Origin of the sequence: Methylobacterium sp. Leaf102, assembly GCF_001422425.1 — a bacterium.
Lineage (GTDB): Bacteria > Pseudomonadota > Alphaproteobacteria > Rhizobiales > Beijerinckiaceae > Methylobacterium.
In genome coordinates, this window is record NZ_LMMX01000007.1 from 16843 (window position 1) to 43341 (window position 26499).

26 protein-coding genes are annotated in these 26499 nt (G+C 69.4%); 10 read left to right on the plus strand and 16 right to left on the minus strand.

What is annotated here, in order from left to right; genetic code table 11:
• From surE to ASF27_RS06780, 9 genes are all read right to left on the minus strand, one after another.
• Window positions 1-765: a 5'/3'-nucleotidase SurE gene (gene surE / locus ASF27_RS06740; protein WP_056168181.1), complete on the minus strand. Its 765-nt coding sequence runs from the start codon at window positions 763-765 to the stop codon at window positions 1-3.
• Window positions 765-2042, minus strand: coding sequence for a serine--tRNA ligase (gene serS, locus ASF27_RS06745; protein ID WP_056304104.1), 1278 nt, complete (start codon window positions 2040-2042; stop codon window positions 765-767). Before serS ends, surE begins: the two co-directional genes overlap by 1 nt.
• Before the next feature lie 108 nt (window positions 2043-2150).
• Window positions 2151-2951 carry a twin-arginine translocase subunit TatC gene (tatC, locus tag ASF27_RS06750; RefSeq protein WP_056168184.1) on the minus strand — a complete coding sequence of 267 codons (801 nt, stop codon included), beginning with the start codon at window positions 2949-2951 and terminating at the stop codon, window positions 2151-2153.
• Entirely contained in the window at window positions 2948-3448 is a 501-nt protein-coding gene (tatB, locus tag ASF27_RS06755; protein WP_056262570.1) for a Sec-independent protein translocase protein TatB, read from the minus strand. Before tatB ends, tatC begins: the two co-directional genes overlap by 4 nt.
• 131 nt (window positions 3449-3579) lie before the next feature.
• Window positions 3580-3831, minus strand: coding sequence for a twin-arginine translocase TatA/TatE family subunit (locus ASF27_RS06760; RefSeq protein WP_056168191.1), 252 nt, complete (start codon window positions 3829-3831; stop codon window positions 3580-3582).
• 196 nt (window positions 3832-4027) lie between these two features.
• The gene (locus tag ASF27_RS06765; RefSeq protein WP_056358769.1) at window positions 4028-5035 is read right to left on the minus strand and encodes a glycoside hydrolase family 3 protein; all 1008 of its coding nucleotides are present in this window, start codon (window positions 5033-5035) and stop codon (window positions 4028-4030) included.
• Between the two features lie 158 nt (window positions 5036-5193).
• Window positions 5194-6657 carry an SPOR domain-containing protein gene (locus ASF27_RS06770; RefSeq protein WP_056358776.1) on the minus strand — a complete coding sequence of 488 codons (1464 nt, stop codon included), beginning with the start codon at window positions 6655-6657 and terminating at the stop codon, window positions 5194-5196.
• A gap of 30 nt (window positions 6658-6687) precedes the next feature.
• On the minus strand, window positions 6688-8451 hold the full coding sequence (gene argS, locus ASF27_RS06775; protein WP_056358779.1) for an arginine--tRNA ligase: 1764 nt from the start codon (window positions 8449-8451) through the stop codon (window positions 6688-6690).
• An 86-nt stretch (window positions 8452-8537) separates the two neighbouring features.
• The gene (locus tag ASF27_RS06780; protein ID WP_056168207.1) at window positions 8538-9785 is read right to left on the minus strand and encodes a deoxyguanosinetriphosphate triphosphohydrolase; all 1248 of its coding nucleotides are present in this window, start codon (window positions 9783-9785) and stop codon (window positions 8538-8540) included.
• A 96-nt stretch (window positions 9786-9881) separates the two neighbouring features.
• Here ASF27_RS06780 and ASF27_RS06785 point away from each other — a divergent pair, with 96 nt between their 5' ends.
• Entirely contained in the window at window positions 9882-10208 is a 327-nt protein-coding gene (locus ASF27_RS06785; protein WP_056168210.1) for an iron-sulfur cluster assembly accessory protein, read from the plus strand.
• A gap of 141 nt (window positions 10209-10349) precedes the next feature.
• Window positions 10350-12149, plus strand: a complete 1800-nt coding sequence (locus ASF27_RS06790; RefSeq protein WP_056304052.1) for a hypothetical protein — start codon at window positions 10350-10352, stop codon at window positions 12147-12149.
• A gap of 30 nt (window positions 12150-12179) precedes the next feature.
• Here ASF27_RS06790 and ASF27_RS06795 read toward each other — a convergent pair whose 3' ends face one another.
• The 3 genes from ASF27_RS06795 to ASF27_RS06805 form a co-directional block, all read right to left on the minus strand.
• Window positions 12180-13094 carry a LysR family transcriptional regulator gene (locus tag ASF27_RS06795; protein WP_056358835.1) on the minus strand — a complete coding sequence of 305 codons (915 nt, stop codon included), beginning with the start codon at window positions 13092-13094 and terminating at the stop codon, window positions 12180-12182.
• A 20-nt stretch (window positions 13095-13114) separates the two neighbouring features.
• Window positions 13115-14266 carry a ribonuclease D gene (gene rnd / locus ASF27_RS06800; RefSeq protein ID WP_056304054.1) on the minus strand — a complete coding sequence of 384 codons (1152 nt, stop codon included), beginning with the start codon at window positions 14264-14266 and terminating at the stop codon, window positions 13115-13117.
• A gap of 142 nt (window positions 14267-14408) precedes the next feature.
• Complete coding sequence (locus ASF27_RS06805; protein WP_056262724.1) at window positions 14409-14795, minus strand: hypothetical protein; 387 nt, start codon at window positions 14793-14795, stop codon at window positions 14409-14411.
• 247 nt (window positions 14796-15042) lie between these two features.
• On the opposite strand from ASF27_RS06805, the gene aspS reads away from it, so the two are divergent.
• The 6 genes from aspS (at window position 15043) to ASF27_RS22125 (ending at window position 21219) form a co-directional block, all read left to right on the plus strand.
• A complete protein-coding gene (gene aspS / locus ASF27_RS06810; RefSeq protein ID WP_056358781.1) occupies window positions 15043-16857 on the plus strand; it encodes an aspartate--tRNA ligase in 1815 nt (604 codons plus the stop codon).
• 261 nt (window positions 16858-17118) lie between these two features.
• Window positions 17119-18003 (plus strand): glycosyltransferase family 2 protein, encoded by an 885-nt coding sequence (locus tag ASF27_RS06815; protein WP_056168223.1) that lies wholly within the window; start codon window positions 17119-17121, stop codon window positions 18001-18003.
• Window positions 18000-19064: an acyltransferase gene (locus tag ASF27_RS06820; RefSeq protein ID WP_056358783.1), complete on the plus strand. Its 1065-nt coding sequence runs from the start codon at window positions 18000-18002 to the stop codon at window positions 19062-19064. Before ASF27_RS06815 ends, ASF27_RS06820 begins: the two co-directional genes overlap by 4 nt.
• Entirely contained in the window at window positions 19061-19372 is a 312-nt protein-coding gene (locus ASF27_RS06825) for a hypothetical protein (protein ID WP_056262593.1), read from the plus strand. The genes ASF27_RS06820 and ASF27_RS06825 overlap by 4 nt, the downstream gene beginning before the upstream one ends.
• 126 nt (window positions 19373-19498) lie before the next feature.
• Complete coding sequence (locus ASF27_RS06830; RefSeq protein WP_056358785.1) at window positions 19499-20533, plus strand: hypothetical protein; 1035 nt, start codon at window positions 19499-19501, stop codon at window positions 20531-20533.
• Window positions 20530-21219: a hypothetical protein gene (locus ASF27_RS22125; protein ID WP_156467475.1), complete on the plus strand. Its 690-nt coding sequence runs from the start codon at window positions 20530-20532 to the stop codon at window positions 21217-21219. The genes ASF27_RS06830 and ASF27_RS22125 overlap by 4 nt, the downstream gene beginning before the upstream one ends.
• A gap of 203 nt (window positions 21220-21422) precedes the next feature.
• Here the strand turns inward: ASF27_RS22125 and ASF27_RS22130 are convergent, their stop codons facing one another.
• Entirely contained in the window at window positions 21423-21782 is a 360-nt protein-coding gene (locus ASF27_RS22130; RefSeq protein ID WP_156467476.1) for a hypothetical protein, read from the minus strand.
• Window positions 21783-21794: 12 nt separating this feature from the next.
• Between ASF27_RS22130 and ASF27_RS22135 the strand changes: the two genes are divergently transcribed.
• Complete coding sequence (locus ASF27_RS22135) at window positions 21795-21968, plus strand: hypothetical protein (RefSeq protein WP_156467477.1); 174 nt, start codon at window positions 21795-21797, stop codon at window positions 21966-21968.
• Between the two features lie 6 nt (window positions 21969-21974).
• On the opposite strand, the gene ASF27_RS06840 is transcribed toward ASF27_RS22135, so the two are convergent.
• Together ASF27_RS06840 and ASF27_RS06845 are read right to left on the minus strand one after the other, a co-directional pair.
• Window positions 21975-22229: a DUF3297 family protein gene (locus ASF27_RS06840; protein WP_056168242.1), complete on the minus strand. Its 255-nt coding sequence runs from the start codon at window positions 22227-22229 to the stop codon at window positions 21975-21977.
• A gap of 48 nt (window positions 22230-22277) precedes the next feature.
• Window positions 22278-22892, minus strand: a complete 615-nt coding sequence (locus ASF27_RS06845; RefSeq protein ID WP_056358788.1) for a CatB-related O-acetyltransferase — start codon at window positions 22890-22892, stop codon at window positions 22278-22280.
• Window positions 22893-22976: 84 nt separating this feature from the next.
• Here ASF27_RS06845 and ASF27_RS06850 point away from each other — a divergent pair, with 84 nt between their 5' ends.
• A complete protein-coding gene (locus ASF27_RS06850; protein WP_056168249.1) occupies window positions 22977-25310 on the plus strand; it encodes an NADP-dependent malic enzyme in 2334 nt (777 codons plus the stop codon).
• A 111-nt stretch (window positions 25311-25421) separates the two neighbouring features.
• Here ASF27_RS06850 and ASF27_RS06855 read toward each other — a convergent pair whose 3' ends face one another.
• Complete coding sequence (locus ASF27_RS06855) at window positions 25422-26336, minus strand: hypothetical protein (protein WP_056168251.1); 915 nt, start codon at window positions 26334-26336, stop codon at window positions 25422-25424.
• Window positions 26337-26499 lie beyond the last annotated feature (163 nt).

Below are 26499 nucleotides of genomic sequence, written 5' to 3' on the forward strand. Positions count from 1 at the left end.
TCAGCCGGAAAAGCCCTGCGCGAATCGGGTCAGGCTCGGCTCGTCCGTGAGGTCGAGGCGCAGGGGGGTCACCGAGATGCGCTTCTCGGCGATCGCCTTGAGGTCGGTGCCGTTCCCCGGCTGGAACGTCGCCTTGGCGAAGGCCAGCCAGAAATACGGGTTGCCGCGCCCGTCCTGGCGTGCGTCGATGGCGAGCAGCGCCTGATTGCGGAACCCCTGCGCGGTCACCGACGTGCCCTGGACCTCCCCCGGCTCGCAATCGGGAAAGTTCACATTGACGACGATGCCGGGCTCGATCCCGATCTCCAGGATCTTGCGCACCACCCCCGGGCCGTGCTCGGCCGCGCATTGCCACTTGATCGCGCCCCGGCCGCCGGCCCCGTAGGCCTGGCTCAGCGCGATGGACTTCACGTTGAGGATCGTCCCCTCCATGGCCGCCGCGATGGTGCCCGAATAGGTCACGTCCTCGGCGACGTTCTGGCCGCGGTTGACCCCCGACAGGACGAGGTCCGGCCCATGATCCTTGAGAATGTGGCGCACCCCCATGATCACGCAATCGGACGGCGTGCCCTTCACGGCGAAGCGCTTCTCCGACACCTGACGCAGGCGCAACGGATCGTTGAGCGACAGGGAGTGCGAGACGCCCGACTGGTCGGTCTCGGGCGCCACCACCCAGACGTCGTCGGAGATGGCCCGGGCGATCCCCTCAAGGGTTTCGAGCCCCGGCGCGTGGATGCCGTCGTCGTTGGTGACGAGAATGCGCATCAGACTTTGTGTCCCTCGATCCGGTCGATCCCGCCCATGTAGGCCTTCAGTGCGGAGGGCACCGTGACGCTGCCGTCGGGGTTCTGGTAGTTTTCCATCACGGCGATGAGGGCGCGGCCCACCGCCACCCCCGAGCCGTTGAGGGTGTGGACGTAATTCACCGCCTTGCCCGCCCGGAAGCGCGCGTTCATGCGCCGCGCCTGGAAGTCGCCGCAGACCGAGCAGGACGAGATCTCGCGAAAGGTCTCCTGGCCCGGCATCCAGACCTCGATGTCGTAGGTCTTCTGGCTGGCGAACCCCATGTCGCCGGTGCACAGCGTCATGATCCGGTAGGGCAGATCGAGCTTCTTCAGCACCGCTTCCGCCGACCCCAGCATGCGCTCGTGCTCGGCGGCCGACTGGTCCGGCGTGGTGATCGAGACGAGCTCGACCTTGTTGAACTGGTGCTGGCGCAGCATGCCGCGCGTGTCCCGGCCCGCCGAGCCGGCCTCGGCGCGGAAGCACGGGGTCAGGGCGGTGAAGCGTAAGGGGAGTTCTTCCTCGCGCAGAATGCTCTCGCGCACGAGGTTGGTCAGCGGGACTTCGGCCGTGGGGATGAGCCAATGCTCACGGACCGCGAACTGGTCGTCCCGGAACTTCGGCAACTGGGCGGTGCCGAACATCGCTTCGTCCCGCACCATGAGCGGCGGCGCCACCTCGGTGTAGCCGTGCTCGCCCGTGTGCAGATCGAGCATGAACTGACCGAGTGCCCGCTCCAGCCGGGCGAGCTGGCCCTTGAGCACCACGAAGCGCGCGCCCGACATCCGCGAGGCCGCCTCGAAATCCATCAGCCCCGAGGCCTCGCCGATCTCGAAATGCTGCTGGCCCGTGGCGAGCTGCGGGCGGGTCGCCGCGAACCGGCGGTACTCGACGTTGCCGTGCTCGTCGGCGCCCTCGGGTACGTCGAGGTTCGGGCGATTCGGGATCGCGGCGAGCTTCTCGTCCAGGGTCCTGCCGGCCTCGGCCTGGGCCGTCTCCAGCACGGGCGCCTCGTCCTTGAGGCGGGCGACCTCTTCCATGAGTTCGGCGGCGCGGGCCTCGTCCTTCGCCTTCTTGGCCCCACCGATCTCCTTGGCGAGCGCGTTGCGCCGCTCCTGATTGGCCTGCGCCGCCGAGGTAGCGCCCTTGCGCGCGTCGTCGAGGGCGATCAGCTCGGCCGCGAGCGGCGCCAGCCCACGACGGCGCAGTGCGTCGTCGAAAGCGTCCGGATTCTCGCGGATGACGCGGATGTCGTGCATGGGGTCGCTCGGGCGCAGGCTTTCTGGATAGACGACGAGGCTTTGCAGCATCGACGCCAGCGCGACAAGGGCGGGCGGCTCCCGAGCCGATCCACCCTCACCCCGTGCCTACGGCTCCAGGCCCTCGGCCTTGCGCTTGGCCGCGCGCCTCCGCTCGACGCGGCCCACGGAGAAGATCGAGGCTTCGTAGAGCAGGATCATCGGGATCGCGAGGGAGAGCTGGGAGATCACGTCCGGGGGTGTCAGCACGGCGGCGACCACGAAGACGAGCACGATGGCGTAGCGGCGCTTTTCGCGGAGGAACGCCGTGTCGATGATGCCGATCTGGCCGAGCAGGGTCAGGATCACCGGCAGCTGGAACGCGATCCCGAAGGCGAAGATCAGCGTCATGATGAGCGAGAGGTACTCGTCCACCTTCGGCAGGAGGGCGATGGTCGCCTCCCCCGGCTGCCCGATCTGCTGCAGCGACACCGAGAACTGGATGAGCAGCGGCATCGCCAGGAAGAACACCACCAGGGCGCCGAGGATGAAGAACACCGGCGTCGCCACGAGGTAGGGCAGAAAGGCCTGGCGCTCGTTGCGGTAGAGGCCCGGCGCCACGAAGGCGTAGATCTGCGTCGCGATCACCGGAAACGCCAGGAACCCGGCCCCGAACACGCTGAGCTTGATGTTGGTGAACACCTGCTCGAGGAAATGCGTGGCGATGAGCTTGGCGTTCTCGGCCCCCACGATGGAGACGTAGGGCCAGACGAGGATGTTGTAGATATGCCGCGAGACGAAGAAGCAGGCGAAGAACATCACCACGAAGGCGGCGAGCGACTTGATGAGCCGCGATCGCAATTCGATGAGGTGGTCGAGGAGCGGGGCCCGCGACGCCTCGATGTCGGCGTCATCCGTGGCGTTGGTCATCGGGCTTGATCGGGCTGCGAGTTGGCCGGGGAATTCCTGGCCACGACCGGACGGTCCGGCGTCTCGGCCGGCGGCGGGGAAGCGAGGGGATCGGCGGAGGGAGCGGGGTCGATCGAAGCCGGCTCGGGGGCGGGCGCCGGATCGCTTTGGGCGAGCTGGGCGGCGACGTTGGCGAGCGGCTGGGTCGGCGACGGCGTTGTCTTGGTTTGACCGTCCACGGCGCCCTTGATCTCGTCGCGGATGGTCTGGACCGGATTGAACACCGGCCCCATGGTCCCGGCGGCCTTGCGGACCCCGTCGACCTCACGGCGGATTTCGTCGAACTCCGCCTCGCGCACCGCTTCGTTGAACTGCGATTGGAACTCGCCGGCCATGCGGCGCATCTTGGTCGTGATCTGCCCGACCGTGCGCAGGGCCTTGGGCAGGTCCTTTGGACCGATGACGATGAGGGCGACGCCGCCGATCAGCATCACCTCGCCCCAACTCATGTCGAACATTCGTGGACTGTCCCGCGCTCGCGCGATGCCGGTGACGGCGGGGTGCCTATCGCAGGTCGCGCGGGGTTCCGCCAGACCCCGGCGCCGGCCGGCCGAAGCCGGGCCCCGCCGTCACGCGAAACGCCGAACGCTCAGACGACCTTGCGGTCGGCCGTGACGGTGTTGGCGGTCGCCGGCTCGCCCTGGTGCGGCAAGGTCCGCACGGGCTCGCCCGTGCTCGGCGGCGGCACGGCCGTCGGCGCCTCGTCCTCGGCCATCCCCTTCTTGAACGCCTTGATGCCCTTGGCGACGTCGCCCATCAGGTCGGAGATCTTGCCGCGCCCGAACAGCAGCATCACGATGCCGGCGACGATGATCCAGTGCCAGATACTCATGCTGCCCATGGCAACCTCCCGCGCCGGGGGGCTCGAAGCCCGCACGGCACCCACGCGTGTGATCCAGTTCCGGCGAACCTAAGGATCGCGCCCGCCCAGCACAAGAACCGCTTGGAAACCAGTGCGCTCGCGTGAGCGAACGACGAGGCCCGTTCCCGGGCGGGAGCGAGGCGGAATGCCGCGCCGGCTCAGGGGGTCGGCCGGATCAGGCAGCCATCGCCAAGGCGGCCTCGAACCGGGCGCGCGCCTCGCGCACGTCGAAGGCCGGCGCTCCGGCGGGCAGGCGAGCGAGGGCGTCGTGCGCCCGGCGCAGGGACGCTCCGGCCAGGACCGGCGCGCCCTCGGCCACCCCGCGCATCTCCGTGAGATCACCGTTGCAATGCAGGCCGACATCGATCCCCGCCGCGAACGCGGCCTCGGTGCGCGGGCGAAACCCGCCCTGAAGCGCATGCATGGACAGGTCGTCGGTCATCAGGAGACCGTCGAAGCCGATGATCCCGCGAATCACCCGTTCGATGACGAGGGCCGACTGCGTCGCCGGATGGTCGGGATCGAGGGCGGTGAAGACCACGTGGGCGCTCATGGCCATGGGCAGGTCGGCCAGGGCACGGAACGGTGCGAAATCCTGCGCCGTGAGGCTCGCGAGGTCGGCGTCCACCACGGGCAGGCCCTTGTGGCTGTCGCATCCGGCGCGGCCATGGCCGGGGATGTGCTTCATCACCGGCAGCACGCCGCCCTGCATCAAGCCCAGCGCCACGGCCCGGCCGATCTCGGCGACGCGCTCGGGGGTGGTGCCGTAGGCCCGGTCGCCGATGACGTCGTGGGCACCGGCCACGGGCACGTCGAGGACGGGGGCGCAGTCGACGTTGATGCCGACGTTTGCCAGATCGTACGCCATGAGACGGGCGCCGAGCTCGGCCATGGCGACGGCCGAGCCGTCGAGGCGCCCGAAACACCCGCCGGCCGGATAGGCCGGCCAGTGCGGCGGCCCCATGCGCTGCACCCGGCCGCCCTCCTGATCGATGAGGATCGGCGCGTCGGCGCGGCCCACGGTGTCGCGCAGGGCCCGGGTCAGCGCCAGCACCTCGTCGGGCGTGCCGATGTTGCGCTTGAACAGAATGAAGCCCCAGGGCGCCACGTCGCGAAAGAACGCGGCCTCCTCCGCCGAGAGGGACTTGCCGGCGCAACCGAGGATCAGGGCACGGGTGGTCATGAACGCGGCGTCCTCGGGACTCGGTGGCGCGCCCGGCCCACATGGGCCGGGCCGGCTGCGCGACGGAACGGCGGGCGGACGCAAGCCGAAAGCCTCGGCCGGCACCGCTCCGCAGGGAGCGAGAACCTCGGTTCTTCTCCGGGCGGTGGTTCTAAGCCTCAGTTCTTGGCGACGAAGCACTGGCCGCCGGCACCCTGGAGCTGGGTGCACAGGCTCGTCGCTTCGTTCTTGCCCAGCGGCCCGACGCGCACGCGATAAAGGGACTTCCCGTTGACCTCGGCCTGACGGATCAGGGCCGGCTGGCCGGCGAGTTGAGTGAACTTGCCCTGCAGCTGCCTGAAGGCGGCCTGGGCCTCGGCGGCGCTGGCGCGCACGCCGAGCTGGACCGAGAAGGAGCCGGCGGCGGGCGCGGGGGATTCGGCGACGGCCGCAGCCGTTGGGCTCACGGCGGCTGTGGTCTCCGGTGCCACGGCCGCGACGCGCTGGGGCGCCTTGACGCGCGGTACGGGAGCGGGGGCCGGAACGACCGGCTCGGGTGCGGGCGCCTCGGCCACGGGCGTCGTGGTCGGAACCGACACGGGCGCGGTGACCCGGGCGCTGCGCGGCCGCAGGGAACCGGCGGCGGTGCTGCCCTCGGCCGGAGCGCCCGGCAGGGTCATGGTCGGGATCACGGATGCCGGCGCAGCCTCGGCGGCCTCGGGCTGCGATGGCGGAACCGGCGTGTCCGGCTTGACCGAGACGGTCCGGACCCGGCGCGGCTCCCCGAGGGATTCGGTCAGGGTTCCGGTCTGCTGCGGGCTGGAACTGCCGGGGGTGGCGCCGCCTTCGCCCGTACGCTGGGCCGAGCGGGCCGCCTGCGCCACGTCGAGGGGCTGTTCCTCGCGGTTGACGATGCGGATCTGCCCGTCCTTGGCGGTGCGGTCGTAGATCTGCTTGTTCTGGTCGGGGATCTCGACGCCGTCGGCCTTCTGCGGCGCGATCTTCAGGGGCGCCGTGTCGGCCAGGATGGTGGGCACGCCGCCGCTGGCGCCGCCGCCCGCATGCAGGCCGCGCCAGGCGAGGCCGCCGGTGATGCAGACTGCCAGCACGCCGAGACCGGCGCCGACGGAAACGAGGCGGCTGCGCTGACGCGGCCGGCCCAGGGTGGCGCGCTCGCCGGAGGCGAACGCATCCTGCTCGGCCTGAGGCGCAGAATCGGCTCCTTGGCTCTGATAGGGGTCCTGCTCCACGGACGCGAGATACTGGTCGAAGGCATCCGTCGGCGAGGACGCGGCGGGCGTTTGATGGGACGGGGCCTGCGGTTGGGCCGGGCGGCCGGGCGCCACGGGCGCATCGACGAAGCTCGGTTCGATGCGCCGGCCCGAGGCCGGGTCGGACCGTCCGTCGCGGGCTTCCAAAATGGCGCGGAACGGATCGTCCTGGCCGACGATGCGGGCGAGCTCGGCCAGGGGATCGGATTTGGCATGGGCCTGCGGCGCGCGGACGGGCTGTCCTTGAGGGCCGGCTCCCTGTGAAGCGGGCCCTTGCGAAGCAAGCCCATGCGAAGCGGGCCCTTGGGGCTGCTGCAGATCACGCGCGAAGGCGTCGAAATCGACCGTCGCTCGCGAAGCGTTCGTCGTCATGGCAGCATTCCCCTTCACGCCGCGGTCACCTCACCGCATTTCGTCCGGCGCAGTGACGCCCAACACCGCGAGGCCGGAGGCGATCACGCCCCGCAATGCCTCCACGAGGGCCAATCGGGCCCGGGTTGAGTTTCGGTCGGTTGGATTAACAAACCGTAATTGCGGCAAGTCTTTGCCCTTGTTCCAGAAACCATGCAGCGAACTGGCGAGCTCGTAGAGGTAGAAGGCCACGCGGTGCGGCTCGTGTGCCCCGGCCGCCGCCTCGATCACGCGCGGATACTGGGCGATGAGCCGCATGATCTCGGCCTCGCCGGAATCGGTGAGCAGCCCAAGGTCGGCGTCGCGAAGCAGGCCATCCCGCGAAAAGTCCTCCGTCGGCATCGCCTCCCGGGCCTGGCGGAACACCGAGAAGCAGCGCGCATGGGCGTACTGCACGTAGAAGACCGGGTTGTCCTTGGATTGCTCGACCACCTTGGCGAGGTCGAAATCGAGGGTCGCGTCGTTCTTGCGGTAGAGCATCATGAAACGGATCGCGTCGCGCCCGACCTCGTCGACGACCTCGGCCAGGGTGATGAATTCGCCGGCGCGCTTCGACATCTTCACGGGCTCGCCCGCGCGCAACAGCCGCACGAGCTGGCACAGCTTGACGTCGAGGGTGGCCGTGCCACCGCTCACGGCCTTCACCGCCGCCTGCATGCGCTTGACGTAGCCGCCGTGATCGGCCCCGAGCACGTCGATGAGGTCGGTGGCGCCGCGCTCGATCTTGGTCCGGTGGTAGGCGATGTCGGAGGCGAAGTAGGTGAACGAGCCGTCCGACTTCAGTAGGGGCCGGTCGACGTCGTCGCCGAACTCCACCGTGCGGAACAGGGTCTGCTCGCGGTCCTCCCAATCCTCGGGCAGCTGGCCCTTGGGCGGCGGCAGGCGGCCTTCGTAGACGAGGCCCTTCTCACGGAGTTCCGCGAGGAGGACCGGCACCGCCTGCGCGAGGGTGGCTTCGGAGAAGAACACGTCGTGGTGGATGCCGAGCCGGGCCAGATCGCCCCGGATCAGATCCATCATCGCGTCGATGGAAAAGGCCCGCACGGTGGGAAGCCATTCGGCTTCCGGTTGGTCCAGGAGGGCCCGCCCATGCGTCTCGGCCAGCGCCCGGCCCACGGGCACGAGGTAGTCGCCTGGATAGAGGCCCTCGGGGACCGGCCCGACATCTTCGCCGAGGGCCTCGCGGTACCGGAGGAAGGCGGAGCGGGCGAGCACGTCGACCTGCGCGCCCGCATCGTTGATGTAGTATTCGCGCGTCACGTCGCGGCCCGAGGCGACGAGGAGGTTGGCGAGCGCATCGCCGAACACCGCACCGCGCCCATGGCCGACATGCATCGGCCCGGTGGGATTGGCCGAGACGTACTCGATGTTGACCCTGCCTGCGGAGCCTTGCGCCGCCTGCCTGACGCCACGCCCGTAGGCATCGCCCTCGCCCAGGGCCGCCCGCACCACGGCGTGGAACAGGTCCGGCGCCAGCCGCAGGTTGATGAAGCCGGGACCGGCGACGCTCGCCTCGACCACGTCCGGGTCCTTGCGCAGCTCCGCCGCCAGGGCCTCGCCCAGCGCCTTCGGGTTGGTCTTCGCCTCCTTGGCCAGCACAAGGGCGGCGTTGGTGGCGAGATCCCCGTGGCTCGCGTCGCGTGGCGGCTCCACCACCACGCGCGACAGGTCGAGCCCCTCGGGCAGCTGTCCGGCCCGGATCAGGCCCTGCACGGCCGCGCGCACGCGCGCCTCGAAGGTGGCGAAGATGTTCATCGGTGATCGGTTTCCGCTCGCGACGGCCGCCGCGTCACGACGGCCCACGCCTCAAGTGGGGGGCATACCAACCGGGCGCACGGGTGTCACGGCTCGGCCAGCGGCAGGCCCTTGCTCTCCGGGCTCCAATGCAGGTCGGGCGTCGCCGTGAAAAGGCGCTTGTGGGCGAGCACCGCGTAGGTGTCGGTCATGCCGGCGATGTAGTCGGCCACCCGGCGGGCGACGCGACCCGCGCTCGCGCCCTCCAGACCGTCCGACCATTCCTCCGGCATGGCGCGGGGCTCGGCGGTGAACCGCGAAAACAGGTCGGCGACGATGATGTCCGCCTTGGCGCGCACGGCCAGCACGCCGGGATGGCGGTACATGCGGGCGAACAGGAAGGTCTTGATCGCCGCATCCGCCGCCGCGATGGCGGGCGAGAACGCGACGACCGGGGCGGACGCCGCCCGGATGGCGGCGACGTCGCCGGGCGCCAGGGCGGCGATGCGGCGCCCGCTCTCGGCGATGACGTCCTCGACGAAGCGGGTGATCACCCGCCGCGCCAGCTCGTGAATCTTTCGCGATGGGTCGAGGGTCGGATAGAGCCCGTCGATTTCCGCCAGGATCTCGGCGAGGAACGGCACGGCGTCGAGGTCGGCGAGATCGAACAGGCCGGCGCGCAGGCCGTCGTCGAGGTCGTGGCTGTCGTAGGCGATGTCGTCGGCGAGCGCCGCCGCCTGCGCTTCCGGCCCGGCGAAGCGCGCGAGTTCGAGATCGTTCAGGCGATCGTATTCGAGGATCGCCGCCGGAATGCCGCGCGTCGCCCAGCGCGGGGTCGGCGTCCCGTCCGCCTCCAGCAGGGGACCGTTGTGCTTGACCAGGCCCTCTAGGGTCTCCCAGGCGAGGTTGAGTCCGTCGAAGCCGGCGTAGCGCCGCTCCAGCCGGGTGACGATGCGCAGGGCCTGGGCGTTGTGGTCGAAGCCACCGTGCCCACGCATCAGCGCGTCCAGGGCATCCTCGCCGGTGTGGCCGAAGCAGGTGTGGCCGAGGTCGTGGCTGAGGGCGAGGGCCTCGGCGAGATCCTCGTCGAGGCCGAGCGCCCGGGCGAGCGCGCGGGCGATCTGGCTCACCTCCAGGGTATGGGTGAGGCGGGTGCGATAGTGGTCGCCCTCGTGGTGCACGAAGACCTGGGTCTTGTGCTTGAGGCGCCGGAAGGCGGAGGAGTGGATGATACGGTCGCGGTCGCGCTGGAAGTCGCTGCGCGTCGGCGAGGACGCTTCGGGAATCAGCCGCCCGCGCGTCGTGGCCGGGTCCGTCGCATAGGGCGCCCTCCAGCGCTCACCGTTGTGCCGCACGTCATCCCCCCGTCGCGCCGCGTTGCAGCGCGTGCTTGCCGAGCCTATCTTGTGCGCCTGAGCGCATCTGGCAATCGACGAGACCCGAGCATCACGATGGCCGACATCACCCTGACCCCGCGCGCGGCGAAGCGCATCAACGAGATCATGGGCGCCGAGCCCCCGGGCGCGTCCCTGCGGATCAGCGTGAACGGCGGCGGCTGCTCGGGCTTCTCCTACGCCTTCGACATCGAGCGGGCACGGGCCGCCGACGACGTGGCCATCGAGCGCGACGGTGCCACGGTGCTCGTCGACCCCATGTCGCTCGAATACATGAGTGGCTCGGTCATCGACTTCGTCAACGACCTCATCGGCCAGTCGTTCAAGATCGAGAACCCGCTGGCCACCGCGTCCTGCGGTTGCGGCACGTCGTTCTCCCTGTAGGGTTTCGCCCGCACGTCCGTCGATCCGGACGCCCCCGGCAATTGCCACATCCCGCGAACTGCGGCACGGATGCGTCGTCCATGGCGCCCCCGCGGCGCGCCCTCCCCTGAAGCGCCGTTTGCCAGCGATCCGGAAAACCCCATGACCTGCTCGAAAGGCCGCCCCCTCCTGCGCTGGGCGACCGGCGCCTCGGCCTGCGTCCTCGTCCTCCTCGGCGCCGGCCTGCCGGTGGGACCCGGGCCCGCCTGGGCCCAGGAGGCCGCCTCCGCCGTTCAGGACGTGACCCTGACGGACGTGACTCTGCCGCTGGGCGACGCGGTGCTGAAGGCCGCGCGCGTCACGGTCAGCGGCACGCGCCTGTCGAAGGACGAACTCCTCGCCCTGCTCCGCCCCGGCCCCGAGCCCGTGGCGTCGCGCCTCGCCCGCCTCGATGCGGCGAGCCTCGTGATCCCGGACCTGCGCATCGAGGGTGGGTCCAAGGGCGTGCGGGAGACGGTGACCTACGGCAACGTCGTCGCCAAGGACGTGCGCGCCGGACGGATCGCCGAGCTCACCTCCACGGGGGCGGTCCTCACCGTGGAGGGCGAGCGCAAGGGTGCCGGGTCCTACGGTCCGCTCCAGGCCACCGACCTCGATCTGGCGGCCCTGGCCCGGCTCTATGCCGAACCGGGTGACGGCAAGGGTGCCCTGCAGCGGATCTACGGCACGTTCGCCGTGGCGGACATCGCCTTCGTCGACGCCAAGGGCATGGCGGTGAAATTCGCCCGCATCCAGGGTCGCGACCTCAGCGCCCGGCCGGTGCCGGGCACATGGGCCGGGGCCTTGGCGGCGCTGACCGCCCCCGGTCTCGCCGAAGCGCCGCCCGCCACCCGCGCCAAGCTGTCGGCCAACGCCGCGGACCTCGCCGAAGCGGTGACGCTCGGCGGCTTCGAGGCCACCGGACTCAGCGTCCAGCACACCACGGGGCCGACGCCGCTGAACCTCGCCATCGACCGCATCCAGGTCGGCGGCTCGGATGCGAGCCTCGAGGGCATCACCCTGGCGAGCAACGGGCTCGATGCGAAGGCCGCGCGCCTGTCGCTGAACGGTTTCTCCATCGCCCCCACCATCGCGGCCCTGCGCAAGCTCGCAGCGACGCCCGACGCCACGGACGAGGACCTGCGCCGGCTGACTCCGGTGATCGGGACCCTCGCCCTCAGCGACCTCAGCCTCGACCTGTCCGGCGATCCGGGTGCGAAGGCCCAGGATCCGGTGGTGAAGACCGAGCCGTTGCATGTGGGCCTGCGCGCGGCGACGTTCAATTTCGGGCCACCCCGCGACGGCGTCCCCACGGCCGGGCGCATCGACCTCGCGGGCCTGACCCTGCCGGCCTCCGCCGTGGCGGGCGTGCCCGGCCTCGGGTCCCTCGGCCTCTACGGCTACCGCGACCTCGATCTCACCGTGGTGGCCGACACCGCCTGGGATGCTGCGGCCAAGGAACTCAAGCTCGGCGAGATCTCGATCTCGGGCAAGGACATGGGCACGGTGCGGGTCAACGGCATGCTCGGCGGCATCGGCCCCGAGGTGTTCGACCCCGATGCCGGCGTGTCGGGCTTCGCCATGCTGTCGGCCACCGCCAAGGCCATCGATCTCACCATCGAGAACACCGGCCTGTTCGAGCGCTTCATCGCGGCCCAGTCCAAGGTCCTCAGCCTCAAGCCCGAGGAACTGAAGCAGGAATACGTCACGGCGAGCCTCTACGGCGTGCCGGCGATCCTGGGCAATTCGGCCGGCGCCAAGGCCATCGGCGCGGCCATGGGCCAGTTCGTGGCCAAGCCCGGCACCCTGTCCCTGAGCGTCCGCCCCCGGAACGGAACCGGCATCGGCATGCTGGAGTTCAGCGCCAGCCCGACCCCGGCCGCCGTCCTCGACCGTCTGACCATCGACGCCAAGGCGAACTGAGCCGCACCGCACGCGGCCCGATGCGCGGTGCTAAAGTGCCGGCTCGTCTTGAGCGGTCCGCGCATCGGCCTCGGCCGCCGCCCACACCGCCTCGACGGCGACGCGGGTTCGGGCACGATCACGGTAGAGCCGGATCTCCAGGGGCACCTCCGCCCCGGTGGCGACCAGGCGGCCTTCGGCCAGTTCGCGGGTGACGAGGCTGCGCGGCACCCAGGCGAGGCCGTGGCCCTCCAGCGCCATGGCCTTCAACGCCTCCGCCATGGCGTTGGCATTGGTGTGCGCGACACGCCCCGGCGGCACCTCCCCCTGCGCCGTCCCCTGCGCCTGCGCGAACAGGCTCACGCGGCCGAGAAAGGAGTCGGCGGCATAGGCCAGCAGCGGCGTCGGCGCATCCGCGCTCGGGACCGGCAGGGTCGGCCCATGCACCGCCACCAGCGCATCCGCCCCGACCACGCGGTGGGGATAGAACTCCGGATCGAGGAGGATCGGCACGCTGGGGTGGTGGAAGGTGAGCAGGAAGTCGTAGCCGCCCTCGGCAATGGCCTGGAGGCAGTTGTGAAAATCGTCCGGCAGAAGCCGTGTCCCGATGGGACCGGTGCGCGCCTCGATGGCCCGGAACCAGGCGGGGAAGAAGGCGAGCGACAGGGTGTGCAGGGCGGCGACACTCACCACCGGACCGCCCGATCCCGTGCCGGCGCGCAGATCCACGCGGCTCGCCTGGAGCATCCGCACGGTCTCCTCCGCGGTCTCGCGGAAGCGCCGGCCCGCCGGCGTCAGGGTGGTGGGATAGGTGCTGCGGTCGATGAGGCCGACGCCGAGCCAGAGTTCCAGGGCCTGGATCCGGCGGCTGAAGGCCGATTGGGTGACGTGGCGCGCCTCGGCCGAGCGGGAGAAGCTGCGGGTCTCGGCGAGGCTGAGGAAATCCTCCAGCCATTTCAGCTCCACCGCGCGCTCCTCGCCGATGATCAATCCAGTGCGCGCACCACCACCCGCCCGCGCTCGGCGGAGAGGGCGAGGCGGCCGGCCTTGAGGGCGAGGGCCTTCTCGCCGAACAGCGCCCGGCGCCAACCATGCAGCACCGGCACGTCGGCCGCGTCGTCGTCGGCGATGGCTTCGAGATCGTCCACGGAGGCGATGATCTTCGGGGCGACGCCTTCGGTCTCGCACACGGCCTTCAGCAGAACCTTGAGGAGTTCGACAAGGGCCCCGTTGCCGCCGCGGCCGCGGCTGCGCTCGGGCAGGGCGATGTCGGTGAGATCGCGGGCGAAGCCCCGCTCCACCGCCGCCAGGATGTCCGTACCCGTGCGCGAGCGCTCGAACCCGGCGGGGATGGAGCGCAGGCGGCCGAGGGCCTCGACGCTGCGGGGGGCCGAGGACGCGACGTCGATCACGGCCTCGTCCTTGAGGATGCGCCCGCGCGGTACGTTGCGGCTCTGCGCCTCGCGCTCGCGCCAGGCCGCGACCTCGATGAGCACGGCGATCTCGCGCGGCTTGCGCATGCGCCCCGCGAGGCGGCGCCACGCCTGCGACGGGTCGGCCTTGTAGGTCTCCGGCGAGGTGAGGACGCTCATCTCCTCGTCGAGCCACTCGCCCCGGTCCGTGGAGAGGAGCTGCCCGGCGAGCACCTCGTAGACCTTCACGAGGTGGGTGACGTCCGAGAGGGCGTAGCTCGACTGCGCGTCGGAAAGCGGGCGCCGCGACCAGTCGGTGAAGCGCGAGGACTTGTCGATCTTGGCCTTGGCCACATCGTTGACGAGCTGTTCGTAGGAGACCGAATCGCCGTAGCCACACACCATGGCGGCCACTTGCGTGTCGAAGAACGGCTGTGGCAGCAGGCCGCCGAGCAACCAGATGATCTCGAGGTCCTGCCGGGCCGAGTGGAACACCTTGACCACGCCCTCGTCGGCCATCAGCGCGAAGAACGGCGCGAGGTCGAGGTCGGGCGAGAGCGGATCGACGAGCACCCCCGAACCGTCCGGCCCCGCCATCTGGATGAGGCAGAGCTTCGGGTAGTAGGTGGTCTCGCGCATGAACTCCGTGTCGACGGTCACGAAGGGATGCGCGGCAAAGCGGTCGCAGGCCTCGGCGAGGGCGTGCGTGGTCGAGATCAGGTCCATGGAATTCGGCTATATCGGAGGTTGACGCCTCAGGCGAGATCGTATCCCGCGCCGCGCTCGCCTATCCCCCTAATACCGGCGAGCCGACGCAGCTCAACCGAAGGCCCCCGCCGAGATTCTCTTACCGCCCCCCGCGATCCCGTTACGCGGCGCGCTGGCCGGAGCGGTTCCGGCGGGCGAGGCGCCGCACCAGATCGGCGCGCTGACGCCGCTGCGCCTCGGCACGGGCGAGGAGCCAGTCGAGGATTCCCGTCTCGATCCGCGTCCCGCCCTCCTCCGTGAGGCGCCGGATGCGGTCGACCCGGAAGCCGCGATAGCCGCCACGCGCCCGGTCGATGCCGCCAAGCAGGGTCCGGCCCGGCCCGAGCCGTAATTCCCGCGCGTCGAGAACGCGGCGGCTCCAGATTCCGCGGGAATCCTCGTAGGTGATCTCGAAGCGGCCATCGAGCGGCAGAACCTGCCATGCGCCGGCCTGATGCGTGGCTTGGCCGGCACCGGTTCCGCGCCCCGAAGCGGCGACGGACGCCACATTCAGAATATCGAAAAAATCGTTTGAATTCATGGACCTGAAATGGGGATCGAGTGCCTTCTCCGAAAGGCCCCCACGCGCTTTGCCGACGTCATCCCCGCTGCGTCCGGCCCCCATCAGGGGGCAACGACGGGGCATCGCCGCGGCGACCCATCCGCCTCGATGCCACGCTCCCCTCGAAGCCGCGCTCGCCTTGACTTGAACGCCCCCGCGTGAATGGTGCCGGGCTCATTCGATAGAGCCCGCCATGCACCGTTATCGTACCCACACCTGCGGGGCGCTCCGCCCCTCGGACGTCGGCCAGACCGTTCGCCTCTCGGGCTGGTGCCACCGCATCCGCGACCATGGCGGCGTGCTGTTCATCGACCTGCGCGATCATTACGGCCGCACGCAATGCGTGGTGGATTCGGACTCGAAGGCATTCCAGGGCGCGAACCTCGCCCGTTCCGAATGGGTGATCCGCATCGACGGCCGCGTGCGGACCCGCCCGGCCGGCACCGAGAATCCCGACCTGCCCACCGGCACCATCGAGGTCTACATCGACGACCTCGAAGTGCTCGGGCCCGCGGGCGAATTGCCGGTGCCGGTGTTCGGCGACCAGGACTACCCGGAGGAGACGCGGCTGAAGTACCGCTTCCTCGATCTCCGCCGCGACAAGCTGCACGCCAACATCATGAAGCGCGGCGCAATCATCGATTCGCTGCGCCGCCGCATGCGCGAGGGCGGGTTCTTCGAGTTCCAGACGCCGATCCTCACCGCTTCGTCCCCCGAAGGTGCGCGCGACTACCTCGTGCCGTCCCGCGTCCATCCCGGAAAATTCTACGCGCTGCCGCAGGCGCCGCAGCAGTTCAAGCAGCTGACGATGATCGCCGGCTTCGATCGCTACTTCCAGATCGCCCCGTGCTTTCGCGACGAGGACGCCCGCGCCGACCGCTCGCCGGGCGAATTCTATCAGCTCGACATTGAGATGAGCTTCGTCACGCAGGAGGACGTGTTCCAGTCCGTCGAGCCCGTGCTGCGGGACGTCTTCCTCGAATTCGCCGACGGCAAGCGCGTCACCGAGACCTTCCCGCGCATCCCCTACGCCGAGTCGATGCTGAAATACGGCGTCGACAAGCCAGACCTGCGCAACCCGCTGATCATCGCCGACGTGACGGAGGCATTCACCCGCGAGGACGTGGCGTTCAAGGCGTTCAAGGGCGTGATCGCGTCCGGCGGCGTGGTCCGCGCCATCCCGGCCACGGGCGCCGCGACGCAGCCGCGCTCGTTCTTCGACAAGCTCAACGACTTCGCCCGCGCCGAGGGTGCGCCGGGCCTCGGCTACATCGTGTTCGAGGATGTCGACGGCGTGCTCACGGGCAAGGGTCCCATCGCGAAGTTCATCCCGGCCGAGGTCCAGGCCCTGATCGCCGACACCACCGGCACCAAGGCCGGCGACGCGGTGTTCTTCTCCGCCGGCACCGAAGCCAAGGCGGCCGCCCTCGCCGGCAAGGCCCGCATCCGGATCGCCGACGAACTGAACCTGTCCGACAAGGACCAGTTCGCGTTCTGCTGGATCACCGACTTCCCGATGTACGAGTGGAACGAGGACGACAAGAAAGTCGACTTCTCCCACAACCCATTCTCGATGCCGAACTTCGACCGCGAGGCGTTCCTCGCCCTCGACCCTTCGGACGAGAAGACGATCCTCGGCATCAAGGCGTTCCAGTACGACATCGTCTGCAACGGCACCGAACTTTCGTCAGGGGCCATCCGCAACCATCGCCCCGAGGTGATGGAGAAGGCCTTCGGTCTCGCCGGCTACGGCCAGGACGTGCTCGAAGAAAAATTCGGCGGCATGCTCAACGCGCTGAAGCTCGGCGCCCCGCCGCACGGCGGCATCGCGCCGGGCATCGACCGCATCGTCATGCTGCTCTGCGGCGAGCAGAACCTGCGCGAGGTGGTGCTGTTCCCCATGAACCAGCGCGCCGAGGACCTGATGATGGGCGCCCCCGCCGAGGCGACGCCGAAGCAGCTGCGCGAGTTGCACATCCGCCTCAACCTGCCCGAGAAGAGCGCCTGAGGCGCGCCCTCCCCCGCGCTTTGTCCTGAAGGATGTGTGGGGGACGGCCCCCCACACACCTCATCCTGAGGTGCCGGAGCGCAGCGGAGGCCTCGAAGGAGGGCTCCAGATATCACCGCATCCCTGGAGGCCTCCTTCGAGGCCGCTTCGCGGCATCTCAGGATGAGGTCGCGTGGGGGGGGACGAAAGACCCGATCGACAGGCAGGGCGGATTGTCCGGCCTCGGCGTTCATCGGATGACGCTGGACAGGAGACGTTGCCGTGCCGAGCCTCGTCGCCATCGTCGTCACCCATGACAGCGCGCACGCCCTGCCGGGCTGCCTCGCCGCACTCGCCGCCGAGCACGTGCCGGCGCTTGTGGTGGACAATGCCAGCCGGGACGCGTCCGTGGCCCTCGCCGAAGCGGCGGGCGCGCAGGTGGTGCGCAACGCCCGCAACGAGGGCTACGGCCGGGCCAACAATCGCGGGGTCCGTGCCGCCGTCCAGGCCGAACGGGTTCTGATCGTCAACCCAGACGTGACCCTCGGGTCCGGGGCCGTCGACGCCCTGCTGGCCGCCGCCCGCGCCTACCCGGATGCGGGGCTGCTGGCCCCCCGCCTCGTGGAGCCGGACGGGCGGTTCTTCTACCAGCCGCGCTCGCTGCTCGCGCCGTACCTGACCAATCGCAAGGGCAAGCGCGCCCCGCCCGAGGGCGATGCCTGCGCGCCGTTCCTGTCCGGCGCCTGCCTGATGATCCGGCGCGACCTGTTTCTCGATCTCGGCGGCTTCGACCCGAACCTGTTCCTGTTCTACGAGGACGACGACCTGTGCCGGCGCGTGGCCGATGCGGGCCGCGCCCTCGTGCACGTCCACGGTGCGCAAGCCCTGCACGGGCGCGGGCGCTCCTCGGCGCCGGAGCCCGGCCGGGTGTTCCGCACCCGCTGGCATCAGGCGTGGTCCCGTGCCTACGTCTCCCGCAAATACGGCCTGCCCGACCCGAGCCCGGGGATGCTCGCCGTCAACGCACCCAAGGCGGCGCTCGCCCGCCTCGTCGGGCACCGCGCCCTATGGGAGCGCTACGGCGGCTCGACGGCCGGGGCGCTGGCCGCCCTGCGCGGCCGCAGCGCCCTCGATCACGAAGGACTGGACCGCGAGGAGTCCGTGTGACTGCGAAAACCTTCGGGCAGGCCCTGGCCCGGCCGCACAATGGCTTCTCCGTCCTGCGCCTCGCGCTGGCCACCGCCGTGGTGGTGTCCCACGCCTTCAGCGTCACGAGCGGACAGCCCCTCGACGAGCCCCTGGCGCGGATGACGGGCTTCTCGCTCGGGGCGCATGCCGTCAACGGCTTCTTCGCCGTCTCGGGATTTCTCGTCGCCATGAGCCTGGAGCGGCGGGGCGCCGGCGACTACGTGCTGGCCCGCGCCCTGCGCATCCTGCCGGGCGTGGTCGTGGCGACCCTCATCGTGACCCTGGTCCTCGGCCCCGCCCTGACCCGCCTGCCCCTGGCCGAATACCTCCAGGCCCCCGGCCCGTGGCTTTTCATCCGCGACACCCTGACGACGTTCAAGAGCAACGCGAGCCTGCCGGGGGTGTTTGCCGACAACCCCTACCGTTCGCCGCTGGGCACGGTCTGGACCCTGAAATACGAGGTGCTGTGCTACCTCGGGCTACTGGCCGCCGGGCTCGCGGGCCTCCTGCGGCGCGGGCCGGCGCTGGCCCTCGTGGCGGCCCTCGCCCTCGGTCTGGCGGCGGCGGCGTTCCTCCATCCCGGCCTGTCCGAGGGCGCGGAGACGCGCTTTCGCCTGCCGCTGCTGTTCGCCTCGGGCTCCGCCCTCTACCTCTGGCGCGACCGGCTCGGCCACCGGGCGTGGCCCCTGGCGCTCCTCGCCCTGGCGACCGCCCTCCTACAGGGCACGCCGCTGTATCGGAGCCTCCTGTTCCTCACGGAGGCCTACGGCGCGATCTGGCTGGCCCTCTGCCCGGCGCTGGCCCGTCCGATCCTCGAACCGCGGGCAGACCTCTCTTACGGGATCTACCTCTACGGCTGGCCGATCCAGCAGAGCCTGCACGCCCTGGTGCCCAGCGCTTCACCGTGGCTGCTGCTGCTCCCGTCCATGGCGCTCACCGGCCTCGTGGCGGCCGCGTCGTGGGTCGCCGTCGAGAAGCCGGCCCTGCGGCTCAAGGCACGGGCCCTGGCGGGACGGGCGCCCCGGGCGGTGGTGTCGTGAGTCTCCTCGCCCCGCAGGCGGCCCTCGCCCGGGCGGTGGCCGGGGTGATCGCCCACGGCTTTGCCATCGTGGCCCGCAACACCCGGGGGGACAGCGTCTACCTCAAGCCCGAGGGCTGTGCCTTCGCCCTGCGGATCTCCAACCACGCTCGTACGCCGAAGCAGCGCAAGAACCACCCCGACGCCATTGCGAGCCTCGTCATCCGCACCCCGCAGACGGAGCGCGGCGTCGACGCCCTCGTGACGGAAGCCCTGCGGAATTTCGCCGGTGCCCGCCGGAGCCGCGAGGCGCTTCCGACCGTCGACTGAGCGGGAACCGGGGGCCTTCGCATCCCGATCACATCATGACACCGCGCCTAAGATAGGTTTTTATTAATATTTAGATGATGCCTTGATACACAACCGATGGTTGGATTCGCTTGCGGAGCCCCATCGATGTCGCTTTCCCCCGATCACCGCACCAAGCTCCTCCGCCTGCGTTCCACGATCGCCGGCCTGTCCGTCACCCTCGGCTTCGTGCGCCTGCAGCGGGCGCTGTCCCGCAAGTACGATCCGGATCAACCCCGAGAGCCCGCGGGAAGCCCCGGCGGCGGACGCTGGGCGTCGAACGGCGGCGGCCAGGGCACATCCGGACAGAGTTCGTCGGGTGCGGAGGAGACCGTCACCGAGGACGGATCGCGGGTCCTGTCCCTGCGCATCCGCAGCCAGCCTCATCAGGACTGGGACGAGCAGCACACCGTCATCGCCTCCGACGGCACGCGCACCATCTTCGAGATGGCGGGCCGGACCCAGACCATCCGCGACGGCGAAACTGGGACGATCCTTGCCCGCAGCACTCTGGTCAACGGCCGGGCGGAGCCAGAGGCCTTCGTTCAGCAGACGGGGGCTTCGACCCTTGCCCGGGCAAGTTCCAGAGCCCTCTACAATGCCGGTGCAGCATTGCTCGCTGCACTCTCCGTCCGAAAAAGCCGAGACGGTTCAGCGATCTTTGAGGCGCCAGCCAGCCTGTACGAGCGCCGGCAGGGCCCGGACAAGCCAGTGGTTTGGGTTGGTTTGGTCGAGGAGCAGGAACTGAGGGCCGCCTGCCCGCGTCGCGGCGAGGTTCAGGTGATTCTCGATGAGGCCGTCGATGAAGTGCGAGCAAGCGGCGGCTTCAAGGACGCACAAGATTTTGGCAACAAGGTCCATGCGGTGGCTGCTCGCAAGATTACCAATCTCAAAGATCCGAACCTTGTCGCGGAAGTCTCATACGTTCCTGGCAAATCAGCAGCCCAGCCATATGGCATTCGGTCTTCACTTCGTCTCGACGTACTCGAACGAAGCGTCCCACGCACGGTCTGCATCCACGATCACAAGACCGGAGAGAGTCAGATCAGTGCAGTTCGCGCCACGACCATCGCCGAAATGATTGCGAGGAACTTTCCAGACACGCAGCGGATCATCGTCACAGAAATGAGGCCGACCAGATGACGAGCGCCAAGCAAATCAAGAATGTCTTTAAACCATTGATCAATCGGCACGCCGATCTTACCGAAATCGGCAGCCATTGGCTCTACATATCCCCTATTCGCCACGTCGCGCTCCGCATTCTGATTGATAGAACATCCGATAAGAATCTATGCAAGCCGCAACTCACGATGCTGAACACATTTATTCCAGACGTCCAACCTCAGACAAGCATTGGATATTCCATTCAATTGGATCGCCCTTCGCTTTCACATCAGCACTGGTACTGGTCCGATCCCGAAATGATCGCGGATCTCGTTTCCTCTATAGAGACGGAGGGGTTACCACGACTCCGCGCGATCGATTCGCTTGAAGCGTTCTGGACTATTTATGACGGCAGCGATCACATCTTCGCACAGCAATGGCCAGAAGACCGCATGATCTGCCTCATCGCGCTCGGCGACATCGACGCAGCGCGCGCCATTTGCGAAACCCTGGAACCGGAGTTGCGAGGGGACTCGTTTCCGAACGACATCTGGGTCCAGAACCGACGCAGAAAGTTCCTGGCCGTCGCCGAGCCCCTCCGCGTCGGAGACCGCGTAACGCTCGCAACGATCCTCCACGGTTGGGAGGCCGACAACATCCGGGGCACGAAGCTCGAGCCCTATTGGGAGCCGACGCCGTTTCCACTGGAACGGTCATCGACCTGAAGGAAGTTCAGCACCACGGACACGTCACCCGCGACGAAGGTGAGACCACTCCGATGACGACCGCACGCCAAGCCAGAACCATCTTCCGTCCGCTTGCCAAGCGTAACCCCGACTTCGCCTATACCGGCGGGCGCAGCCTTTGGCTCACGCCCATTCGCCACACGGTGTCGCGCGTCTTCATTGATCGCACCTCCGATTCAGGCTCATTCCAAATTGGGTAGGCCATCCTCGCAACGTTCATTCCCGAGCATAGCCTGCCTGGGACAATCGGAAACTGCGCAGGCAAGCTTTACCCGTTCGATCAGGATCAGTTCGCATACTGGGAGTGGTCCGACCCCGCCGCGATAAGTGCCGCAATCCCCATAATCGAAGCCGAAGCCCTGCCGCACCTGCGGTCGTTCGATGGCCTGGAGTCGTGGGCGACCTATTACCGCGAAACGTTCCCGATCGCCCTGAAGGGCTTCCCGCACGAGCGGCTCATCCTCGACATCGCCCTGGGCAACCTGCCGGCCGCGCACGCGCAGCTCGCCAAACTCCTCCCGCATTTCCGGGAGAACAAGCATCCGGATCAGCCGATGTACCAATACATGCGCAGCCTGATCCTGCCCGTCGCCGAGCCGCTCCTGGCCGACGACCGGCCGGCGCTGGCGGCGATCCTCCACGGTTGGGAATCCGAAAACATCCGCACCGCGAAGCTCGAGCGCTACTGGGAGCCGACGCCGTTTCCCCTGGAGCGGGCGCCGACCTGAACGCCCTCAGCCCTCGACCACCGCATCATCGCGAAAATACGGCTCGACCGCGCCCTTCAGCTTCACCGTCATCGGGTTGCCGGCCCGGTCGAGGGTCTTGCCGGCCGAGAGGCGGACCCAGCCCTCGCTGACGCAGTATTCCTCGACGTTGGTCTTCTCGACGCCCTTGAAGCGGATGCCGATGCCGCGCTCGAGGATCTTCTCGTCGTAGAACGGGCTGTTGGGGTTCACGGCGAGGCGGTCGGGGGGCGTGTCGGACATCGTCGGGCGGCCTTGTCGATCGGTTTCGAGGAGAAGCGGGTAAGGGATTCAGGCGCGGCCCGCAACGTTCAGGGCTTTGGCCGCCGCGATGAGGTCGGCCGTGCGCCCGCTCTGGAGCAGCGGCACGAGGCCCGCCACCGCCGCGTGCGGCAGGTCCCACCACGCGGACTCGAGGAGCGCCGCGACGGTGGCGGGATCGAAGCGGTGGCGCACCACCCGGGCCGGGTTGCCGGCGACCACCGCGTAGGGCGGCACGTCCCGGCTCACCACGGCGTGGGCCGCCAGCACGGCGCCGTGGCCGATGGTGACGCCCGACAGGACGAGGCAGCCCGAGCCGAGCCAGACGTCGGAGCCGATCACGACGTCGCCGCGCGAGACATGGTAATCGCCCGGCGCGTCGAGGCCCGGCCACAGACCCGGCAGGGCGGCGAACGGATAGGTCGAGACCCAGTCGAGGCGATGCCCCCCGCCGAGCAGGATCTCGACCTTGTCGGCGATGGAACAAAACCGGCCGATCGTCAGGCTCCGCCCCGATTCGGGAAACCGGACCTTCGGGCGCCCGTAAGAGTAGGCGCCGATGGAGAAACCGTAGCGCGCGGCGAGGCGGGCGAGGTGAATCCGGGTCTCGTTGTTCGGGTTGCGCCCACTCCGCAGGCGGTGCAACAGGGTCCTCAACCGAAGCACCCCGGACCCGACCGGAACGGTGCTCCACAACGCGCACGGCGCAGGTTCCTGGGAGTGAGGCTCATGGGCGACAACATGTCCGACGATCTCAAGTCCGGAGCGCTCGTCTACCACCGCCTGCCGCGTCCCGGAAAGCTCGAGATCCAGGCCACCAAGCCGCTCGGCAACCAGCGCGACTTGGCGCTCGCCTATTCCCCCGGCGTCGCCGCCGCCTGCGAGGCCATCGCGGCCGATCCGCAGGAGGCCGCCACCCTCACCATCCGCCAGAACCTCGTCGCCGTTCTCACCAACGGCACGGCGGTGTTGGGCCTCGGCAACATCGGCCCCCTCGCCTCGAAGCCCGTGATGGAAGGCAAGGCGGTCCTGTTCAAGAAGTTCGCCGGCATCGACGTGTTCGACATCGAGGTCGACCAGAACGACGTCGACAAGCTCGTCGACGTGGTCTGCGCCCTGGAGCCGACCTTCGGCGGCATCAACCTCGAGGACATCAAGGCCCCCGAGTGCTTCGAGGTCGAGGAGCGCTGTCGCGCCCGGATGAACATCCCGGTCTTCCATGACGACCAGCACGGCACCGCGATCATCGTGGCGGCCGCCGTCCTCAACGCCCTCGAACTGTCCGGCAAGCAGCTCGGCGATGTCCGCATCGTCACCTCGGGCGCGGGGGCGGCGGCCCTCGCCTGCCTCAACCTCCTCGTGTCCCTCGGCGCGAAGGTCCAGAACATCACCGTCACGGACATCAAGGGCGTGGTCTACAAGGGCCGCCCCGAGTTGATGGACCGGTGGAAGGACATCTACGCGCAGGAGACCGAGGCGCGGACCCTGGCCGAGGTCATTCCGGGCGCCGACGTGTTCATCGGCCTCTCGGCCGGCGGGGTGCTGAAGCCCGAATACCTCGAGAAGATGGCCGAGAAGCCCCTGATCATGGCGCTGGCCAACCCCTATCCGGAGATCATGCCCGATCTCGCGCAGGAGAAGCGCCCCGACGCGATGATCTGCACCGGGCGTTCGGACTTCCCGAACCAGGTCAACAACGTCCTGTGCTTCCCCTACATCTTCCGCGGCGCCCTCGATGTCGGCGCCACCTCGATCAACGAGGAGATGAAGAAGGCCGCCGTGAAGGCCATCGCGGCGCTCGCCCGCGAGACCCCCTCCGACGTGGTCGCCCGCGCGTATGGCGGCGAGGCCCGCCCCTTCGGCCGGCACTCGCTCATCCCGAGCCCGTTCGACCCGCGCCTGATCCTGCGCATCGCTCCCGCGGTCGCGCAGGCGGCGATGGAATCCGGCGTCGCCGGCCGGCCGTTGGAGAATCTCCAGGCCTACGCCGACAGCCTCGACCGCTTCGTCCACCGCTCGGGCTTCATCATGAAGCCGATCTTCACGAAGGCGAAGGAGAACCCCAAGCGCGTCATCTACGCCGAGGGCGAGGACGAGCGCGTCCTGCGCGCCGCCCAGGCCATCGTCGAGGACGGGGTGGCGCGGCCCATCCTGGTCGGGCGCCCGCGCGTGATCGAGACCCGGATCAAGCGCTTCGGCCTGACGTTGCGCCAGGGCGAGCATTTCGACCTCATCGATCCCGAGGACGATCCGCGCTACCGCGACTACGTCGCCACCTATCTCGAAGTCGCCGGCCGGCGCGGCATCACGCCGGACGCCGCCCGCACCCTGGTGCGCACCAACAACACGGTGATCGGCGCCATCGCCGTACGCCGGGGCGAGGCCGACGCGCTGATCTGCGGCCTGGAGGGCCGGTTCGAGACGCGGCTGCGGGTGATCCGCGACGTCATCGGCATGGCGCCGGGCGTCCTCGATTTCGCCGCCATGAGCCTCATCGTCACGAAGAAGGGTGCCTACTTCCTCGCCGACACCCATGTGCGCCAGGATCCGAGTGCCGAGGAGATCGCCGACGTGGCGGTGGCCTGCGCCGAGCACGTGCGCCGCTTCGGCCTCACCCCGAAGATCGCCCTGCTCAGCCACTCGGATTTCGGACAATCGGATTCGCGCTCGTCCCTGAAGATGCGCTCGGCCCTCGGCCTGATCCGGTCCCGGGAACCCGCCCTGCAGGTGGACGGCGAGATGCAGGCCGACACCGCCCTCTCGGAACTCATCCGCGACCGGGTGATGCCGGATTCGTACCTCAAGGGTGCGGCCAACGTGCTGATCCTGCCCAACCTCGACGCGGCCAACATCGCGTTCCAGTTCGCCAAGGTGCTCGCCGACGCCCTTCCGGTCGGGCCGCTCCTCATCGGCCCGGCCAAGCCCGCCCACATTCTCTCGCCCTCGGTGACGGCCCGCGGCATCGTCAACATCACCGCCGCCGCCGTGGTCGAGGCCCAGGCCGGCGATGTCGCCGCGATCACGGCTCTCGCCGAAAAGGGCGCGGCGCCGACCGCCGAATAGTCGCCTCTCCCATCCATCGGACCGAAACGCGAAAAGGCCCCCGGAGCGATCCGGGGGCCTTTTCCATGTTCGGCACCGTCCCGCCGGCCGGGAGCCGGCGGGCGGTTCGGATCAGTCGCGACGGGTGCCGTACGCCAAGGCCGGATCGACGGCGCCGAAGCGGCCACCCAGGAAGGCCGCGAGGGCACCGAGAACCAGGGCCAGGGACGCGTAGAGCGCACCCTGCGTCGCAGCGCTGCGGGTCGCCTCGGCGGCGGCGGCGGCCTTCTGCTTGGCGTCCGCTGCGGCCTGCTCGTACTGCTTGCGGTAGTTCTGGACCTGAGCCTTGGCCTCGTCGGGCGAGATGCCCTGCGCCTTGGCGAGGGCATCGGTGGCGCGGGCCTCGGCCTCGGCCTGCTGGGCCGCATCACCCGAGAGGTACGCTCGCACGGCCTGGGCGGCGGTATCGCGCAGGGCGGCGGGGTCCTGGCCACCCGAGGTCTGACGGACCTTGTTCTCGATGCCGTCGAGGGGATTGGTCAGCTTGGTGAGCGAGGGGGCCGCAGCCTGGGCCGCCGTCTGGGTGGCACCGCCAATGGCCGAACCCGCGCCGCCGAGGACGCTGGTGAGGCCGCCGAACGCGCCGCCGATGAGGCCGCCGACCGCCGACGTGAGCAGGTAGACGATGACCAGGGTGGTCACCGCCCACGACACGAGGCCGTGGTAGCCGCTGGTGCCGGCCGAGGGCTTGCCCGACAGGCGTCCGGCGAGGAAGCCGCCGATGAGCGAGGCGACGATGCCCGAGGCGACCCACCAGATCCCGGCGCCCGTCGACAGGCTGGCGGCGGTGGGCGTGTCGTTGCCCGTGGGGTTCAGGGTCGCGAGGCCGATGCCGAGGCCGACCATGTTGAGGATCATCTGTGCCACGAGGGCGATGACCGCGCCGGCGAAGATCGCGCCCCAGGAGACCTGATGCAGCGGGAGCGGGCTGCGCGGCTCGATGGCGGCTGACGATGCGATGGGCGTGCGTGTGGGTGTAACGGCCAAGATGAACTCCCGAGGATCTGAAGACGGCGATTCGGATTGGAACGGCCGGGGTGGTGCGCGGTGGGATGTCGGCTCGACCCGGCGGCCGAGGGATGGAGGCGATGAACCGGATTGCACGCGAGCGGGCACATCCTGCCCGCCGACACGCCATCACAGGTCATCG